Consider the following 17,502-nt stretch of genomic DNA (forward strand, 5'->3'; position numbering starts at 1 on the left):
AGAACGATTGGATAAGGAAAGCAGTAAAGATACTCGGAATAACAGAAGGGAAATCGGTATTATTTAGACAACGTCGTTGATATGCCTTTAGAGGGTCAAATAAACCACCCACTATAGGGGTGGTTAGAATTTAAAACAATTAGGATACGGCACTTGCCTTCTCTAAAATTACTGGAATATTTTTATACGCAGGAATACCACATTGAGGGTCAAAGTTATCAAGTGCTATCAAATTATTTGCTTCAGGAAAATAAGTGGCAACACAGCGATCAGCCATATCATAGATAACCACTTTTAGATTATCTAAACGACGTTTAGTCCTATTTTGTCGATTATCCAAGGCAATAACATTGACTCTATCACCCGCAGATAATTTTTGTTTTTTTGCCTGAGCTTCACTGATAAAGATGACGTCTCTCTGTCCAAAAACACCACGATAGCGGTCATTCATTCCATAAATAGTTGTATTGTACTGGTCATGACTACGTATAGTTGCCAAAACTAATTCGCTATGTGTCGCAGACTCTGGATCTTCAATGACACCTTCAGTTGTTATAAAGTTTGCTTTACCTGATTGAGTTAACCACTTACGCTGAGCCGCTGCATTTGTTAAATGAAAACCGCCAGGAATTCGGATTCTTTTGTTGTAATCTTCAAAACCTGGTAATACAGCTTCCATTGCATCACGAATTTTATCGTAATCATCAATGAAATCATCCCATTCAACTTTTGAGTTAGGAATCGTCGCTTTGGCGAGACCAGCAACAATGGCACATTCAGATTTTAAATATGGGCTAGCAGGTTTTAGCTTGCCATGTGAAGCATGTACCATTGACATAGAATCCTCAACAGTAATGCTTTGCGGACCTGATTTTTGAATATCTACTTCTGTACGACCTAATACAGGAAATAAAAATGTATTCTTTGCCGTCAACAAATGTGACCGATTAAGTTTGGTCCCAATATGAACAGCCATATCAAGTTTTTTCATTCCACTGTAGCACGCATCTTTATCCGGCATTGCAACAGCAAGATTCCCACCCATACAAATCAATGCGTTGACTTTCCCTTCAGAGATTGCTTGCATGCTAGCCACGGCCGCATGACCAAAAGCGACAGGAGGCTTAAAACCAAAGCGTTGCTCAATTTTGTCTAGAAAAGATTGGCTTGGCTTTTCGGTTATTCCAACGGTACGATCGCCTTGCACATTAGAATGCCCTCTCAATGGACAAATTCCCGCACCATCCCGACCAATATTACCTTTCAATAATAAAAGATTGATCAGTTGCTGAATATTTTGAGTGCCATGCTGATGCTGCGTAATTCCCATTCCATAACAGATAATAGTGCTTTTTGCTTCAATATAAAGTTGAGCAATTTGTTCCATTTCATCGCGAGTCATGCCACTCACAGATAAAATATCATCCCAAGAAGTAGACAATACATCGTGCTTAAGCTCCTCGAAACCAACGGTATGAGTACTTATAAATTCATTATCTAATATAGACGCTTGACCTTTTGCTACCGCCGCATCGTGATGCTCAATAATGATGCGAATAACACCCTTAATTAATGCAGTATCTCCACCAATTCTAACTTTATAGTAATATCCTGCGAGGGGCGTGGACTCTAGCGCCAACATCTCAATTGGATCTTGCGGGTAAGTGAATCGTTCTAACCCTCTTTCTTTTAAAGGGTTAATTGCGATAATTTTGGCACCTCGTTTTGATACTTCACGAAGTGAACTGAGCATTCGAGGATGATTCGTTCCTGGATTATGTCCAATACAAATCACTAAATCAGCCTTGTCAAAATCGTCAAGTAATACCGTACCTTTACCCACACCTATTGAGGCGGCAAGCCCGACACTTGTCGGCTCATGGCACATATTTGAACAATCTGGAAAATTGTTGGTTCCATACTCTCTGGCAAAAAGCTGATATAAAAACGCAGCTTCATTTGAAGTTCGACCTGAAGTATAAAATTCAACAGAATTAGGATCTGAGTAATTTGATAACCGTTGACCTATTTGAGCAAACGCATCGTTCCATTCAATTTTTTCATAGCAATCTGTTTGCTCATTATATTTCATTGGGTGAGTTAGACGACCTTCATTTTCCAAGTCACAATCATTCCACGTTAACAATTCACTAACGGTATGTTTCGCAAAAAACTCAAGTGTTGCTCTCTTTGCCGTGGCTTCCCATGCCATCGCTTTTGCACCATTTTCACAGACATCAAACGATGCACTATGTTTAGGGTCGGGCCATGCGCAACCTGGACAGTCAAAACCTTGGGGCTTATTCATTTCAAACATAGTAATAATATCGGGTACAATATCCATCTGCTCGCGTATAGCTTCAGCGACAGCTTTAACTGCCCCCCAACCCGCAGCAGGTCCAGTGTAATTTTCGATTTTTTCTTTCATTTTCATTACTCTTTTAAATTTAAATGTAACAAGAAATAAACGTTATTTTATTACAGTGTAATTATGATTAATGTGGAGTGACGAATACCGACTTATCTTTTTTTGAATATAATTCAAAAAAAGAAATATTATTTCATGGATAACATATCAAATAGAATTAATAATAATAAGGAATTATCTTCCATTAATAACTTTTAATGTATCGGCTATAGATTAAAACTCTAGTGGATTTAAAAAATATAAAATTATCAAATAAATATATAAATCCACATACATGTTCTTGCTCTGTTTTAAACAAATAGGACATTTTGCAATATAATATAATTCAATTAATGAAGTGTTAAATAACAAAATCAACAGTTAAATATTATATGGCTTAGTTTGAGCAGAAAGCACCATATTCATCACCTAACAAGGATATCAACATCCAAAATCTACAACTATTTTAGGTATTAATGATGAATTACCTTATAGTTAAATAGGTAGACGTTAATTGAACGAAGATAGGCTAAGATCAGCTGATTCCCTGAATTTTAGGCATAAAAAAAGACATCCTTTGATGTCTATTGAGATGCGCTTGCTTGAGAATGGTACGCCCTACAGGATTCGAACCTGTGACCTACGGCTTAGAAGGCCGTTGCTCTATCCAACTGAGCTAAGGGCGCATTGTATGCGCAGACAGCCTATCTGGCTGATGGCGTTGAATTATACGGTTGCTGAGCGCCGAGTCAATGGCTTTTCACTACTTAAATAACGATATGGTTACTTTATCTATCAGATAGACCTGACATTGCTAGCAAGTTCTGACAAAATAGAGGCATCCCCCGTGTCTCATATATGGATTAAGTTACAGATGTTAGCAAAAATTATTGATGGGAAAACGATTGCGCAAGCAATTAGACAGGAAGTTGCTCAAAAAGTACAAACTCGTATTGCCAATGGTAAACGAGCTCCAGGGCTTGCCGTTATTCTCGTAGGCGCTAACCCCGCTTCTCAAATTTATGTTGGCAGTAAGCGACGTGCTTGCGAAGAAGTTGGCTTTATTTCTCGCTCCTATGATTTACCAGACACGACCACTGAAGCTGAACTGCTCAAGCTGATTGATGACCTTAACCAAGATAATGAAATTGATGGCATCTTAGTTCAATTACCATTACCTGCTGGCATTGATAACGTCAAAGTGATTGAACGCATTCATCCCGATAAAGACGTCGATGGTTTCCACCCTTATAACGTCGGTCGCTTATGTCAACGTGCCCCTCGCCTGCGTCCTTGTACGCCAAGAGGGATTGTTACCTTACTTGAGCGTTATGACATTAATACCTACGGTTTAAATGCCGTTATCATTGGCGCATCAAATATTGTTGGTCGTCCGATGAGCCTTGAATTATTATTAGCGGGCTGCACCACCACCGTCACCCATCGCTTTACCAAAGATCTCGAACAGCATGTCCGTAATGCGGATCTACTGGTCGTGGCTGTGGGTAAACCTAACTTTATTCCAGGCGAATGGATCAAACCGGGCGCTATCGTTATCGATGTGGGTATTAACCGCTTAGAAAATGGCAAAGTGACTGGAGATGTTGATTTCGATGAAGCGTCAAAACGCGCTGCATGGATCACGCCAGTACCGGGCGGTGTTGGGCCAATGACCGTGGCTACACTGATTCAAAACACGCTACAGGCGTGCGAAGAGTACCACGATATTTAATGTAATTTGGAGTCACAATGGATATTTTTCATCTTGATGGTCATCCCCATATCGAGCTATGCGACCTGCTAAAAATTGAAGGTTGGGCAGAAAGTGGTGCGATGGCAAAATCAATGATTGCTGATGGCTTAGTGCAAGTTGATGGCGTTGTTGAAACACGTAAACGCTGCAAAATTGTCGCAGGCAAAGTCGTTTCTATGGGAAGCGAGCAAATCAAGGTACAAGAGTAGTTCTAACCACATCCTTGATGGAGGTAAGCTGAGACCCAATTCAGCTTACCTTTTGTTACCCAATCAAAAAGCCCACTTACTGCTTGTTTTTGTTGGGGATAATGGTGCATTTGTGAATTCTTGTAATTGCCGATATTGCGCTTCATTTTGAACCATATTCGGGCTTCCTGTCTCCCGCAACGCTAATACGATATTTTCCATCGATAATTTATTTCCTGCCTTCCTCCACTGCATGCATGCTGCTAATACCCCTGTTCGGCCAATGCCAGCTTTGCAATGAATAACGGGAAGTGGTTTATTTTTTCCTTCTATTTCTACTCCTTGATTTTTATAGAGTTCAAATAAGCTGCCTTCATTAATTGTTCCAATAATCCGGTTTAATTTAATTAATTCCTCGGTTGACACCGTTCCACCATCATCCCAATTAGTCACGTGGATCACAGGGATTGAATGCTTTTTATAGCCATTAAAAATATCCATTTTATATTGGCTAAACTCTAATGATTTTTCTCCTACATTGATTTGTTTAGGTTCTACTTTATAGTCTTTTTTTTCTCGCTTAGTGGTAACTTCAATGGCGCCATATTTTTGATTACTCATAAAGTAAGGTGGCAGCTTATCTTTTTGAAAAACAGAACCGTGGATCTCTTGCTTTGATGCTAAGACAACTAATATCGGAGTCTTATTTGCCATGAGCATAGATAGATGATTTTCAATGGCTTGAGCATTATCTTTGGGGTATTGGCAGCGAATAGCTAAATTTTCCCCATTAATTTGTAGTCGATTAGCTGCGAGAGGCACAATGGATTTATCGACACTCCGTATTGATATTTGCGTGTGTTTCGCACTACCAATATTGGGATATCGCTGCCCTCTATTCTCCGTATCGTATTCAATGTTTTTTTCATTCAGCAATAACTGCGTTTTTTCAGTCAATTTATCGAATACCGAAACTTGGGTAGCGGCTTCTATATTTAATTTCAACTTTAGCCTATTTTTTTTGACGGATTTTGCTTCAGACAAGTGAGGGCTAAGTTCGGAGATATTTTGGATAGAATGAATACGCTTAGGGAAATGGCTTGCAGTTGATGATGCAGGAAATTCTGTCGATTGAGATACGGTTAGTCGATTAGCGTTTATTGGAAACATATTTATCCTTATCTATGTTTTCATTGTGAGTGAATTCACCATTTCGGTGACCCAATGTTAAATTCCACTGTTAATATTTCACTCAACAGTATCGCCAATAACCCTCATCCTCTCTTGCAAATTTAGCCGCAATACCCATAAAAAAAGCCACCAAAAATAGATCATTTTTAGTGGGCCTTATTCTTATTTGTTAACCTGATTAACCTGACTAACTTGGTCAACCTAAATTCTCTAAATTACTCGAATTGTAGCAAACAGGTATTACGCAAAGTTCGAGAAAGAGTAATATTCTAAATAGTTCGTGTTGTGGCTAGGCGGCTAGCAAGGATATCTCGGGGAGCATACATAAGTATGTGACCCGAGTAGCCGAGTGACGCCAACAACGCCACAGCGCGAAATATGACGAATATTATTTGCGACGCCACGTCGTGCCAGCAGACGAATCCTCCAACACAATTCCCATCGCTGTTAAAGCATCGCGTGCCTGATCCGCCAGCGCCCAATCCTTACTTTGACGCGCATCGTTACGCTGTTTAATCAGTGCTTCGATTTTTGCGACTTCCGCGTCATCTTCGCCTTGTGCGCCACCTTGCAGGAAGGTTTCAGGATCTTGCTCTAACAGACCCAGCACTTTTGCCAGCTCACGTAATTGAGCCGCCATACCGTTTGCTGCATCCATGTTTTCAGTTTTCAAGCGGTTTAATTCACGCGCCATATCAAACAATGCCGAATAAGCTTCTGGTGTATTGAAGTCGTCATTCATCGCTTCACAGAAACGGCTCTTATACACTTCACCGCCTGCTGGTGCAGCCGATTTATCCGTACCACGCAGCGCGGTATACAGACGCTCTAACGCGGTGCGGGCTTGCTTTAAGTTCTCTTCGGTATAGTTCAATTGGCTACGATAGTGACCCGAAAGCAGGAAATAACGTACGGTTTCTGCATCGTAGTACTCTAATACATCACGGATGGTAAAGAAGTTGTTGAGAGATTTAGACATTTTCTCTCTATCAACCATCACCATACCGGAGTGCATCCAGTAATTAACGTACGGGCCATCATGGGCACAAGTAGATTGTGCAATTTCATTTTCATGGTGCGGGAACATTAAATCTGAACCGCCGCCATGAATATCAAAATGGTTGCCTAATGTTTTGCTGTTCATTGCCGAACATTCAATATGCCAACCTGGACGACCTAATCCCCACGGTGATTCCCAGCTTGGTTCACCCTCTTTGGACATTTTCCATAACACGAAGTCCATTGGATTACGTTTTACATCAGCCACTTCAACACGGGCACCCGCTTGAAGCTGGTCTAAATCTTGGCGAGATAATAAGCCGTAATTTGGATCAGTTTTGACTTCAAACATCACATCGCCATTATCTGCAACATAAGCATGACCGCGCTCAATCAAGCTTTCGGTTAGCTCAATGATTTCATGAATATGGCGAGTAGCACGCGGTTCGCTGTCTGGACGTAGGATATTTAATGCATCAAAATCTTTGTGCATTTCCGCTAACATGCGCGTGGTTAACTCTTCCACGCTTTCATTATTTTCAGCGGCACGTTTAATGATTTTGTCATCAATATCCGTCACGTTACGCACATAATTCAGGTCATAACCTAAATAGCGTAAATAGCGGCTAATTGCATCGAAAGCCACAAAGGTACGACCGTGACCAATATGACACAAATCGTAAATGGTGATGCCACACACGTACATCCCAATCTTTCCAGCATGGATGGGTTTAAATTCTTCTTTTTGACGACTCAGTGTATTGAAAATCTGCAGCATCTTTTTATTTCCATTTTATTAGTACGTGTATATCTATCATACATCAGATTATCGCGATGTTGAGGATAAAATATCCAGATTCAACCTTACGAAAATAGCACGGTATTGAATCGCGATCACCCGAAGAAAGCAAGGTTAGCACCTGACTTTATCGCCTGATTTATTAGGTCACTGTTATGGGATAACCTATTTTGCAAACACACTGTCGCTTCAAGTCAGGTTTTATCTGTGATATAAACTTGCTGATCTCAACGCTTTCGCAAGTTAGCGCATAAAAAACAATTATTCAGGATAGCTATTATGGTTACATTTCATACCAATCACGGTGACATCGTTATCAAAACTTTCGCAGACAAAGCACCCGTTACTGTCGAAAACTTTTTAACCTACTGCCGTGAAGGTTTCTACAATAATACCATTTTCCACCGTGTTATTAACGGCTTCATGATCCAAGGCGGTGGTTTTGAGCCGGGCATGAACCAAAAAGACACTAAAGCGCCTATCAAGAACGAAGCTAATAACGGACTGAAAAACAGCCGCGGTACATTAGCAATGGCTCGTACTAACGATCCACACTCAGCAACAGCACAATTCTTCATCAACGTCGCTGACAATGACTTCTTAAACTTCCGTTCAGAGCGCCCAGATGGTTGGGGTTACTGTGTATTTGCTGAAGTGGTTGAAGGCATGGACGTTGTTGACAAAATCAAAGGCGTTTCCACAGGTCGCAGTGGTTTCCACCAAGACGTACCTCGCGAAGACGTAGTGATTGAAAAAGTGACTGTCAGTGAGTAATCCCTGAATTTATGTCCACTTATATCATTGCAGACTTGCATTTAAGTGAAGATGAACCGGCGATCACCGCCGGTTTTCTTGCATTTATTGAACAGCAAGCCATCCACGCCGACAGCCTGTATATCCTCGGTGATTTTTTCAATTATTGGATTGGCGACGATGATAATACCCCCTTGCATCATCAAATCGCTCAAGCCTTAAAACAGCTGAGTGAACGTGGAATTCCTTGTTATTTCATTCATGGCAATCGCGATTTTTTATTGGGTCAACGTTATGCAAAGCAGTGTGGCATGACCATTTTGCCCCAAGAAACTTTACTTGAACTTTATGATAAGCGTATTTTAATTATGCACGGCGATACGTTATGCACCGACGATGCCGCTTATCAAAACTACCGTAAAAAAGTCCATACTCCTTGGATCCAACGGGTATTTTTACTTCTACCGCTCTTTATTCGCCGCCGTATTGCGCAAAAAATGCGTCGCAATAGCCAATATGCCAGCAGTATGAAATCCGAAGCCATTATGGACGTCAATTCTGACGCGGTGATTGATGCCTTAAATCGCCACCAAGCACAATGGATGATCCACGGACATACGCATCGCCCTGCTATCCACGAAATTAATATCGGTGGTCAACTTCATTTTCGTGGAGTTTTAGGCGCATGGCACAGCGAAGGTTCCGCCTTTGTGATCAACGAAAACGGCATTGAGCTTATTTTCTTTCCTTTTTAACATAGTTTCCTTTTTAGCATTCCTATCTTGATAAAGACACCTAGGTAAATTGTTGGTCGTCAGTACGACCGTTTGCTTACTTTATAATCACGCAAACGTTTTCCTTGTCCAATTACCGTGATATGATCGGGGCAATTCACATTCCCACCCTCAGGGTGATATTTTTCAATACAGGGATCACACCAAATGACTGCCCAAGTTCCTGCTCAATCTGCGGCAAAAATCGCCATTGTTATGGGTTCTAAAAGTGATTGGACAACCATGCAGCATGCTGCTGACGTGCTGACCGAACTGCAACTGCCTTTCCATGTTGAGATTGTTTCTGCACACCGCACGCCAGACAAACTGTTTTCTTTTGCTGAAAATGCCAAACAGAACGGTTTTGATGTGATCATCGCAGGTGCCGGTGGTGCAGCCCATTTACCAGGAATGTTAGCCGCCAAAACGCTGGTTCCCGTCCTTGGTGTCCCTGTACAGAGCGCGGCATTAAGTGGTGTCGATAGCCTGTATTCTATCGTTCAAATGCCAAAAGGCATTCCCGTTGGCACACTTGCTATTGGGAAAGCAGGCTCAGCTAACGCCGCTCTGCTAGCCGCACAAATTTTAGCCACTCATGACAGCGAACTATTCAATCGCTTATCCGCATGGCGTGAAGCACAAACTAACGACGTATTAAATAACCCAGATCCGAGGGAAGCGTAATGAAACCGGTTTGTGTCCTTGGTAACGGTCAATTAGGTCGCATGTTGCGCCAAGCAGGCGAACCGCTGGGTATTTCTGTCTTTCCGGTTGGGTTAGATGCCGAGCCTGAAGCCGTTCCTTATCAGCAAAGTGTGATCACTGCTGAAATTGAGCGCTGGCCTGAAACCCCATTAACCAAAGAGTTAGCACGTCATAATGCATTTATTAACCGTGATATTTTTCCTCGGTTAGCTGACCGCTTCCCACAAAAAAGCCTGTTCGACTCGTTAAATTTATCGACAGCGCCTTGGGCACGATTAGAATCACCAGACCAATGGCCTGAATTATTTGCCACTCTGGGTGATTTTTTAATCGTCAAGCGCAGAACGGGTGGCTACGATGGCCGCGGCCAATGGCGTGTTCGCCCCGGTGACGAGCAAAACCTCCCAGCAGAAATTTACGGTGAATGTATCGTAGAGCAAGGGATCCCATTTGATGCTGAAGTCTCCGTGATTGGTGCTCGTAGTCAATCCGGCGAATCCGTATTCTACCCAATCACCCATAATCTTCACCAAGAAGGAATTTTACGCACCAGCGTCGCTTTCCCTGATGCAAACCCTGCCCAGCAACAACAAGCACAGGCGATGCTCAGTGCCGTGATGGATGAGTTAGGGTATGTCGGTGTGATGGCAATGGAATGTTTTGTGGTTAGCGATAAACTGCTGATCAACGAAATCGCCCCTCGCGTTCATAATAGTGGACATTGGACACAAAACGGCGCTTCCATTAGCCAATTTGAGCTTCACTTACGCGCGATTTTAAATTTACCGATGCCAACGCCTGAAGTTTTCAGCCCTGCAGTAATGGTCAATTTAATTGGCACTGATGTTAACCAAGAATGGTTAAATCTACCTTTAGTCCATTTACATTGGTATGAGAAAGAAGTGCGCCCAGTGCGTAAAGTGGGTCACTTAAATCTGACTCATAGTGATGTTCATCAACTCGAAAATACCCTCGATAGTTTGATCCCAATGCTGCCAAATGAGTATAAAAGTGGCATTGAGTGGGCAAAAACAAAATTAGGCTGGTACTCTCGCCAAAAATAGGGAAAATAGCGCTATTCGTGCCCGAGAGTAATATTTCGGGCATTGTGCTATTTTTGCCCTACTTTTATAGTGATTACTTGTGAGTGATGACTAACTCACTAGGGCACCACTGGAGTACATATGCCAGAAACACAAGCCTCACCATTTAGTCCGTTATACCAATGGTCAATTCTTATTCTCCTCGGGCTGGTTTACTTCCTTGCTACCGCCACCACCTTCACCTCATTAGGCGTAGTATTACCGAGCATGATCGGCGAATTAAAATGGAGTTGGACTGAGGCAGGCTTTGGTTTTACTTTACTCGGGTTAACCTGCGGTTTAGCGAGCTTTCTACCCTCATTGCTAATACGTAAAGTCGGTGTTCGTCTCACGCTGCTTTTAGGGATGCTGGTGTTCTGCTCTGGCTTCTATAGCCTCTATTCCACCGAAGCTATCAGCACCTATTTCTTAGGCACTGCCTTGATTGGCATCGGGTTTACACTATTAGCGACCGTTCCGGGCACCTATGTACTTTCTCGCCTATTTGAAAAACAATCTCTGGCATTTGGATTGTATTTCACAATTGGCGGATTAGGCGGCGTTGCCGGTCCTTGGATTTACTTCTACGCATCGAATCAATTAGGCTCTTGGCGGATGCACTGGGTATTGTGTGCAGTTTATCTTAGCATCGTCACCATCATCACTATCTTGGCATTACGTGAAGGAAAAAAAGAACAAGACCACGCCAAGAAAGTAATGCAAAAACAAGTCAGTCACGCGAATAAGCCTATTTATCGTACCGCTGAAGTTTGGACCGTTCGCCGCGCATTACGCACTTGGCAATTCTATTTAATTGCTGCGACGTATACCTCTTTCCTATGGTGCGGGATCACTGTGAACAGTTTTGCCGTAGCACACATTGAAGAGCGTGGATTTGGCATGACTATCGCGGTTTCTTTGCTGAGTACCATGGCGTTTGTGAATGCATTTTCGCGCTTCTTAGGCGGCGCAGCGGGTGAATGGCTGGAGCCGAAACGTTTATTGATCGGTAGCCTAATTATCATGGTGCTTGGCGTCGTGGCACTAAGTATCTCCACATCATGGTTCTGGCTGATTTTGTTCGTGATTTGTGTGGGTGTCGGCTACGGCATGACCTTCTTAGCGTCCAGTGTTTTACTGTCCAATTATTTTGGGCGCGGACCTTATTTAGAGTTGTTCTCCGTCGTCAATTTAATCTCAACAATTGCCTGTTTAGCGCCATTTATCGCAGGGGCAATTAAAGATATTACGGGTAGTTTTACCCCTGCATTTTTAACCATCGCCGCCCCTGTCATTGTCATTCTCTTTTTTACGTTGATGATGAAGCCCCCTGCTTTAGAAGTAAAAAAAGATTAGCCCACAAAAAGAAAAATGCTCGGGGATAACCCGAGCAAATATCAAACCAAGGGAAAAACAAGGATCCATTTACACGTTCTACTTCTTACCGGTATAACCGATTACGCATTACTTCAATAACTCTGGTACTTTCAGCAAGATAAATTCATTATCATCCGCTTGATTGGGTTCACGACTGGAAGAGAATGGGTAGTTATTATCGTTACCGACAATAATATGTTCATCATCCACCACATCCACGTTTTCAATCGTGAAGAATGGGAAGGTAAATACCCCATCATTTAGCGGTTTTCTGGCTAGATTATTAGGATCTTGGATGCTCATCAGGTCAATATAGGCTTGCTTATCCACTGCACCACCTACATTTTTATCCGAAAACTCAATACGATAAACACGTTTAAATTTGGCTAAATTGCTAAAGCAATTTTCTTTGTTTGTTGCGCCTTCCGCACACGCTTTATCCGCAGTGCCTTCCCCATTATCACGTTCGATAATTAAACCGTGAGTGTCATCAATCAGGTTAAAATCACCGATGGCATTTTGATTATCTTCAAACACATATAACCAACTGCGCCCCGTCCAATCTTGCTTTTTCACATCAAATTCAAGAATACGCGCCGCTTTTTTGCCGTTCACATTCTCGTGGTCTTGTTTATCTTCTTGCCACAAAGCCCCTTCCAGCATCGGATAAAGTTTGGTGCCATCCGGCGATGATGCCATTCCCTCAAAACCTTTTGAGCGATTGACTTGGAAAGTCACTTTATCCGCAGGTTTACCCGGCGTTGTCAGTGTGTAGTGGTCAGGGGAAACAACTTTCTTGCCTTCAACTTGCGTTTCAAATAGCGCCAACACCTTGCCATTTAAATCCATCTTGATGAGATAAGGTCCAAATTCATCTCCCACCCACAAAGCCCCATCCGCAAATTGAAAACTCTCTGGGTCAAAGTCACTGCCTGTTAAGTAACGCTGTTCACTACTTTCGTTAATAATATGAAAAGGAATGATTTTATTGGGGTCGTGGAAGAAAATCGTTTTCAACGGGTTGGTTTTTCCCGTTTTAAAATCAATATCATATTGGGTTAAATAGAGCATCGAATCGGGGGAATTCATTTTATTCCCAAAACCATTATCCGTCAGAACCCAGTAGGTACCATCATCCATACGCTTGATACCCGAATGACCTTGTAACGGCTGCCCCTTGATAGGCACAAACTTACCTGTTGGGCGTCCATCGGACTTCCCTTCAACTTTACCCAGCGTATCAACACGGGTTCCTGTGGTGTATTTGCCGCTGTATTGCATATCGGACGGTGCATTTTCCGGCGTTGGTACTGTCGTATCCACCGATAAAATGGCATGCCCTGCGAGAGTGGCTGGAACTTGTTTTTGAGCAAACCCTGTGGTGCTAAAAGAAAGTAATCCCATCAGTAAAGAGAGTGATGTCAGCTTAAATGTTATTGGAGTTCGGCGAGCCATTGTTATTTTCCTATTTAGTCGCATCAATAATTGACACAGGAATCATAACCACGGTGAATGAAGGTTTTGTGAAGGATTAGAGACAGTTCGTTTAACCAGTCGCATTAACAAAATAATATTTATTTGATGTTGATACATAAACTTAAAAAACTTATACAGCGAAGCTCAAGCATCCGATTTTCATTTTTAAATAGAATAGCCACCTTCGTGGCTATTCTATTTTTTATCCCATTAACCGTTTGATAATCGGCGATGTTGATTGCCAGTACCGAGTAATCTCAGCCCCAACCAACCGCCGCACACCGATAATAAGAACCCAGCACAGAGCGGTAATAGCACCCACAAGCGCCATTCTGGCTGCCACGGGAAATCAAATACCTTAGTTTGCAGTAACCATAGTGCGACTTCAGCCCCAAATGCCGCAGCTAGCCCTGCCATTCCACCGAGTAAGGCAAATTCACTCCATAAAGTACGGCGCATCAATTTTTTGCTCGCACCGAGGGTGCGATACACCACCAGCTCCCGCTCTCGTTGGCTCATACCCACTTGAATCTGTGCGAGTAGCAATAATAAGCCACAGAAAATCACCAAGACCACCATCACTTCTAAAGCTTGGCTTACCTGCTGTAAAATCTGCTGAATTTGCGTGATGATAGCGCCAGTATCCAGCACATTAATCGTCGGATACTGATGGCTCAACTGAGTTAACAGTTGCCCATCACCATCATAATGGAAGCTACTCAACCACGTTTCTGGCATTGGTGATAACGTTTCTTCCGCAAAAATAAAGTAGAAATTAGGACGCAAACTTTCCCAATCCACTTTACGAATACTACTCACTTTTGCCGTGAAAATCTGCGAACCTGCATTGAATGTTAGCTTATCGCCGATTTTTAACCCTAACTCTTTAACGACAGTTTGCTCAATGGAAACTTCCCCCGCTTTCGGTGGCCAACTCCCTTGCTCTAACTCGTTTGCAGGCGGCAATGTTGATTGCCACGTTAAACTAAGCTCTCGCCTAACCGTGTTATTATTGGGATCGCGAGCATCCGCCCACTCAATCGCAGACTGATCATTTATTTCCGATAAACGCGCTAACACAACCGGATTAAACTCCGTTGGAGTGACTTGGTACTGCTTCAAAAGCTGCGTTACGGGATCAAGCTGAGACTGAGTCATATTGATCAGAAAATAGTTCGGGCTATCCGCAGGGAGCTGCTGCTGCCAGCGATCTAAAAGATCCCCTCGAACCAAAATCAATAACGCCAATAACATAAATGACAGTGAAAATGCGCTCATCTGCGTAATAGTTTGCAATGGTTGGCGTAACAAGCGACTGACTGATAAACGCAAGCTTAGCTGGCGAAATTGCATTTTTCTCAGCAACCACAACCCTAGCCAACCAATTAATGCCAGAAGCACCGCTACTACGACAATCCCCAGTAAGATTGACCATAGCAGTGGGTTTACCCCCGCAAACAGGAATAACCCGCCGACCACAATCAACGTAACCACAGGCAGATAATAATACAGTGGCCAAATGGGTGATTTGGCATCTTCCCGTAACACTCGAGAAGGTTGAGTGCCCATTAATTGGTAGTAAGGACGGATCCCCACAATAATCGCGATGATAAACAGCGTGGCCACCGCCCAGATCCACGGCCAAAGACTGGCGCTCGGCAAGGCTTTAGGTAACATTGCCGACAATATCTGCATTAAAATGCCTTCAAAAGCCAGTCCCAGCAAAGACCCTAATAATGCCGCAGCCACTAAAATCACTAACCACTGACCAATAATCCACTTACGTAGCGCACTGCGGCCAGCCCCTAGTGTTTTCAAAACCGCAATAAGCTGATGACGGCTTCGACAATAATGGGTCATTGACACCACCACCGCCGCGATCGCCAATAACAGCGTTAGCAACACCGATAACAGTAAAAACTGCTGAGCGCGCTTAAAGGTTTTCCCCACCGCACCGCTGTCATCATCCAAAGTATACCAGCGCTGATCGCTACGTAACTGAGCATCATATTTCTCTTTGAATACATCAATCGCTTGGCGAGAACCCGCAAACATATCGCGATACGTTAAGCGGCTTCCCACTTGAATCGCCCCAGTTAATGGCGCATCCTCAATCGAGATCAACACCCTCGGTGCAATTTGAAAGGGGTTAAAACCACTATCCGGCTCCTGAATTAACGTCCCTGAAATCGTGAACGTCCCATCGCCGATATCAATCTGTTCGCCAACCTTTAAGTTCAGTAATTCCAATAACCTCGGAGCGACGAGAATATGCCCTTTGGTGGGTTTTAACCCCGCAGGCTCGGTCACTAAGTCACCGTATAGCGGATACCCCGTATCTGCCGCTTTCACTAACACTAACTGCGGGCGCCCCTCTTCATCAGCAGTAGAATACGCCATGGTCGAAAATGAAATCTGCTGGCTCAAAGTCAGACCTGCTTGCTTTGCAGCATCAAGCCAAGTTGAATCGCTCGGATGAGATGAACGCAGCACCAGATCCCCTGCCAGCAACTCTTGGCTCTGATAGCTCATGCTATTTTCAATGCGGTCACTGATACGCCCTAACGCCAGCACGCAGGCTACCGCCAAGGTTAACGCGAGCCACACAATCAACAGAGACGGCGTTTTCCATTCACGCCAAAACCAGCGCCAAATCATGACTCTTCCCTCAGTTGCCCATCAACTAACCGTAATCGACGTTGGCAACGGGCAGCTAACTCATTGTCATGGGTGACCAAAATTAGCGTGGTACCGTGCTCTTTGTTCATCGCAAATAACAAATCGGCGATTTTATCCCCCGTATGCCGGTCAAGGTTCCCCGTCGGTTCATCAGCAAACAAAATTTTGGGCTGGCCGTTAAATGCGCGCGCCAATGCCACCCGTTGTTGTTCACCGCCCGAAAGCTGAGCAGGCATATGCTTTAAGCGATTCCCTAACCCTAAATCCGTCAGTAAGCTCACTGCCTGCTGGTGACTTTTAGCCTCGGATTCGCCACGTAGTAATGAAGGTAATTGAACGTTTTCAAGCGCATTCAAGGTTGGAATAAGCATAAAGGATTGGAAAACAAAGCCGACACTTTGCGCCCGTAATCGCGCCCGCGCTTCTTCGTCCATGGTCGTTAAGTCTTGGTCAAGCAACTTCACGGTGCCGCTAGTGCCATCATCCAACCCAGCAATAATGCCTAGTAAGGTGGATTTTCCTGATCCTGACTCACCAATTAAGGCAATTGTCTGACCAGACTCGACAATTAGCTCGACTCCTTGCAATATAGTCAGTTCATGTTCACCTTGACCAACACGTTTAATGAGATGATGAACTTCAAGAATATTTTGCGCCGACATATATTGGTTTTTCTCCTGTTAGTTACCGCCAGTGGTCAAACACTCGCGGCAACGAAACTATTGATCCTCGGCGATAGTCTTAGTGCAGGCTATCGAATACCCGCCGAGCAAGCTTGGGCAACATTACTTGCCGAACGTTGGCAAAAAAAGTCGCCACCGATTTTAGTTATTAATGGCAGTATTAGTGGAAATACCGCCTCTCAAGGGTTAGAGCGTCTCCCCACTCTTCTAGCCCAGCACAAACCTGACTGGGTGCTGATTGAGCTGGGAGCTAATGATGGTTTGCAAGGGCTATCTGTTGAACAGTTAGGTATAACATTACAACAGATTATTGACCAAATAGAGCAAAATGGTGCTAAACCGCTCTTAATGCAAATTCGTATCCCGCCAAACTACGGTAAACGCTATACATCCAGCTTTGAAAAAGTGTACCCAACGCTGGCTGAAAAAAATAACCTTCCGCTGATCCCATTTTTTATGGAGAGCGTGATCACCAAACCGGAATGGATCCAGCCTGATGGTATTCATCCAACTGAGCAAGCCCAGCCCACGATTGCAGATTTTATGGAAAAACAGCTATCGCCCTATTTATTAACCAAATAAAGTTGTTCATAAAATAAAGTTATTACCCAAATAAAGTTATTAGCTAAATAAATTT

General features: G+C 43.3%; 14 protein-coding genes and 1 tRNA gene. 8 read left to right on the forward strand and 7 right to left on the reverse strand.

What is annotated here, in order from left to right; all coding sequences use genetic code 11:
- Positions 1-139 precede the first annotated feature (139 nt).
- Positions 140-2,428, reverse strand: coding sequence for an FdhF/YdeP family oxidoreductase (locus QS795_RS12830; protein WP_286271368.1), 2,289 nt, complete (start codon positions 2,426-2,428; stop codon positions 140-142).
- Positions 2,429-3,016: 588 nt separating this feature from the next.
- Positions 3,017-3,093: transfer RNA gene (locus tag QS795_RS12835), tRNA-Arg, on the reverse strand.
- A 188-nt stretch (positions 3,094-3,281) separates the two neighbouring features.
- On the opposite strand from QS795_RS12835, the gene folD reads away from it, so the two are divergent.
- Both folD and ybcJ read left to right on the forward strand, forming a co-directional pair.
- Positions 3,282-4,139: a bifunctional methylenetetrahydrofolate dehydrogenase/methenyltetrahydrofolate cyclohydrolase FolD gene (gene folD, locus QS795_RS12840; protein WP_036952132.1), complete on the forward strand. Its 858-nt coding sequence runs from the start codon at positions 3,282-3,284 to the stop codon at positions 4,137-4,139.
- Between the two features lie 17 nt (positions 4,140-4,156).
- The gene (gene ybcJ, locus QS795_RS12845; RefSeq protein WP_108478314.1) at positions 4,157-4,369 is read left to right on the forward strand and encodes a ribosome-associated protein YbcJ; all 213 of its coding nucleotides are present in this window, start codon (positions 4,157-4,159) and stop codon (positions 4,367-4,369) included.
- 63 nt (positions 4,370-4,432) lie between these two features.
- On the opposite strand, the gene QS795_RS12850 is transcribed toward ybcJ, so the two are convergent.
- Both QS795_RS12850 and cysS read right to left on the reverse strand, forming a co-directional pair.
- The gene (locus tag QS795_RS12850) at positions 4,433-5,518 is read right to left on the reverse strand and encodes a protein-tyrosine phosphatase family protein (RefSeq protein ID WP_318626525.1); all 1,086 of its coding nucleotides are present in this window, start codon (positions 5,516-5,518) and stop codon (positions 4,433-4,435) included.
- 409 nt (positions 5,519-5,927) lie between these two features.
- The gene (gene cysS, locus QS795_RS12855; protein ID WP_286271366.1) at positions 5,928-7,316 is read right to left on the reverse strand and encodes a cysteine--tRNA ligase; all 1,389 of its coding nucleotides are present in this window, start codon (positions 7,314-7,316) and stop codon (positions 5,928-5,930) included.
- A gap of 300 nt (positions 7,317-7,616) precedes the next feature.
- Between cysS and ppiB the strand changes: the two genes are divergently transcribed.
- The 5 genes from ppiB (at position 7,617) to QS795_RS12880 (ending at position 12,006) form a co-directional block, all read left to right on the forward strand.
- A complete protein-coding gene (ppiB, locus tag QS795_RS12860) occupies positions 7,617-8,111 on the forward strand; it encodes a peptidylprolyl isomerase B (protein ID WP_006659258.1) in 495 nt (164 codons plus the stop codon).
- Positions 8,112-8,122: 11 nt separating this feature from the next.
- On the forward strand, positions 8,123-8,845 hold the full coding sequence (lpxH, locus tag QS795_RS12865) for a UDP-2,3-diacylglucosamine diphosphatase (protein ID WP_286271365.1): 723 nt from the start codon (positions 8,123-8,125) through the stop codon (positions 8,843-8,845).
- A 186-nt stretch (positions 8,846-9,031) separates the two neighbouring features.
- The gene (purE, locus tag QS795_RS12870; protein WP_154627529.1) at positions 9,032-9,547 is read left to right on the forward strand and encodes a 5-(carboxyamino)imidazole ribonucleotide mutase; all 516 of its coding nucleotides are present in this window, start codon (positions 9,032-9,034) and stop codon (positions 9,545-9,547) included.
- Positions 9,547-10,632, forward strand: a complete 1,086-nt coding sequence (gene purK, locus QS795_RS12875) for a 5-(carboxyamino)imidazole ribonucleotide synthase (protein ID WP_286271364.1) — start codon at positions 9,547-9,549, stop codon at positions 10,630-10,632. The genes purE and purK overlap by 1 nt, the downstream gene beginning before the upstream one ends.
- Positions 10,633-10,752: 120 nt before the next feature.
- A complete protein-coding gene (locus QS795_RS12880) occupies positions 10,753-12,006 on the forward strand; it encodes an MFS transporter (RefSeq protein ID WP_036952144.1) in 1,254 nt (417 codons plus the stop codon).
- 108 nt (positions 12,007-12,114) lie between these two features.
- Here QS795_RS12880 and QS795_RS12885 read toward each other — a convergent pair whose 3' ends face one another.
- The 3 genes from QS795_RS12885 to ybbA form a co-directional block, all read right to left on the reverse strand.
- Positions 12,115-13,482: an esterase-like activity of phytase family protein gene (locus tag QS795_RS12885; RefSeq protein ID WP_286271362.1), complete on the reverse strand. Its 1,368-nt coding sequence runs from the start codon at positions 13,480-13,482 to the stop codon at positions 12,115-12,117.
- Positions 13,483-13,713: 231 nt separating this feature from the next.
- Positions 13,714-16,161: a putative ABC transporter permease subunit YbbP gene (gene ybbP / locus QS795_RS12890; RefSeq protein WP_286271361.1), complete on the reverse strand. Its 2,448-nt coding sequence runs from the start codon at positions 16,159-16,161 to the stop codon at positions 13,714-13,716.
- Positions 16,158-16,844: a putative ABC transporter ATP-binding protein YbbA gene (ybbA, locus tag QS795_RS12895; protein WP_318626526.1), complete on the reverse strand. Its 687-nt coding sequence runs from the start codon at positions 16,842-16,844 to the stop codon at positions 16,158-16,160. Before ybbA ends, ybbP begins: the two co-directional genes overlap by 4 nt.
- Between ybbA and tesA the strand changes: the two genes are divergently transcribed.
- Positions 16,812-17,447: a multifunctional acyl-CoA thioesterase I/protease I/lysophospholipase L1 gene (gene tesA, locus QS795_RS12900; RefSeq protein ID WP_036952149.1), complete on the forward strand. Its 636-nt coding sequence runs from the start codon at positions 16,812-16,814 to the stop codon at positions 17,445-17,447. The genes ybbA and tesA overlap by 33 nt on opposite strands.
- The last annotated feature ends 55 nt before the right edge of the window (positions 17,448-17,502 follow it).

The sequence above is a fragment of the Providencia zhijiangensis genome, assembly GCF_030315915.2.
Lineage (GTDB): Bacteria > Pseudomonadota > Gammaproteobacteria > Enterobacterales > Enterobacteriaceae > Providencia > Providencia zhijiangensis.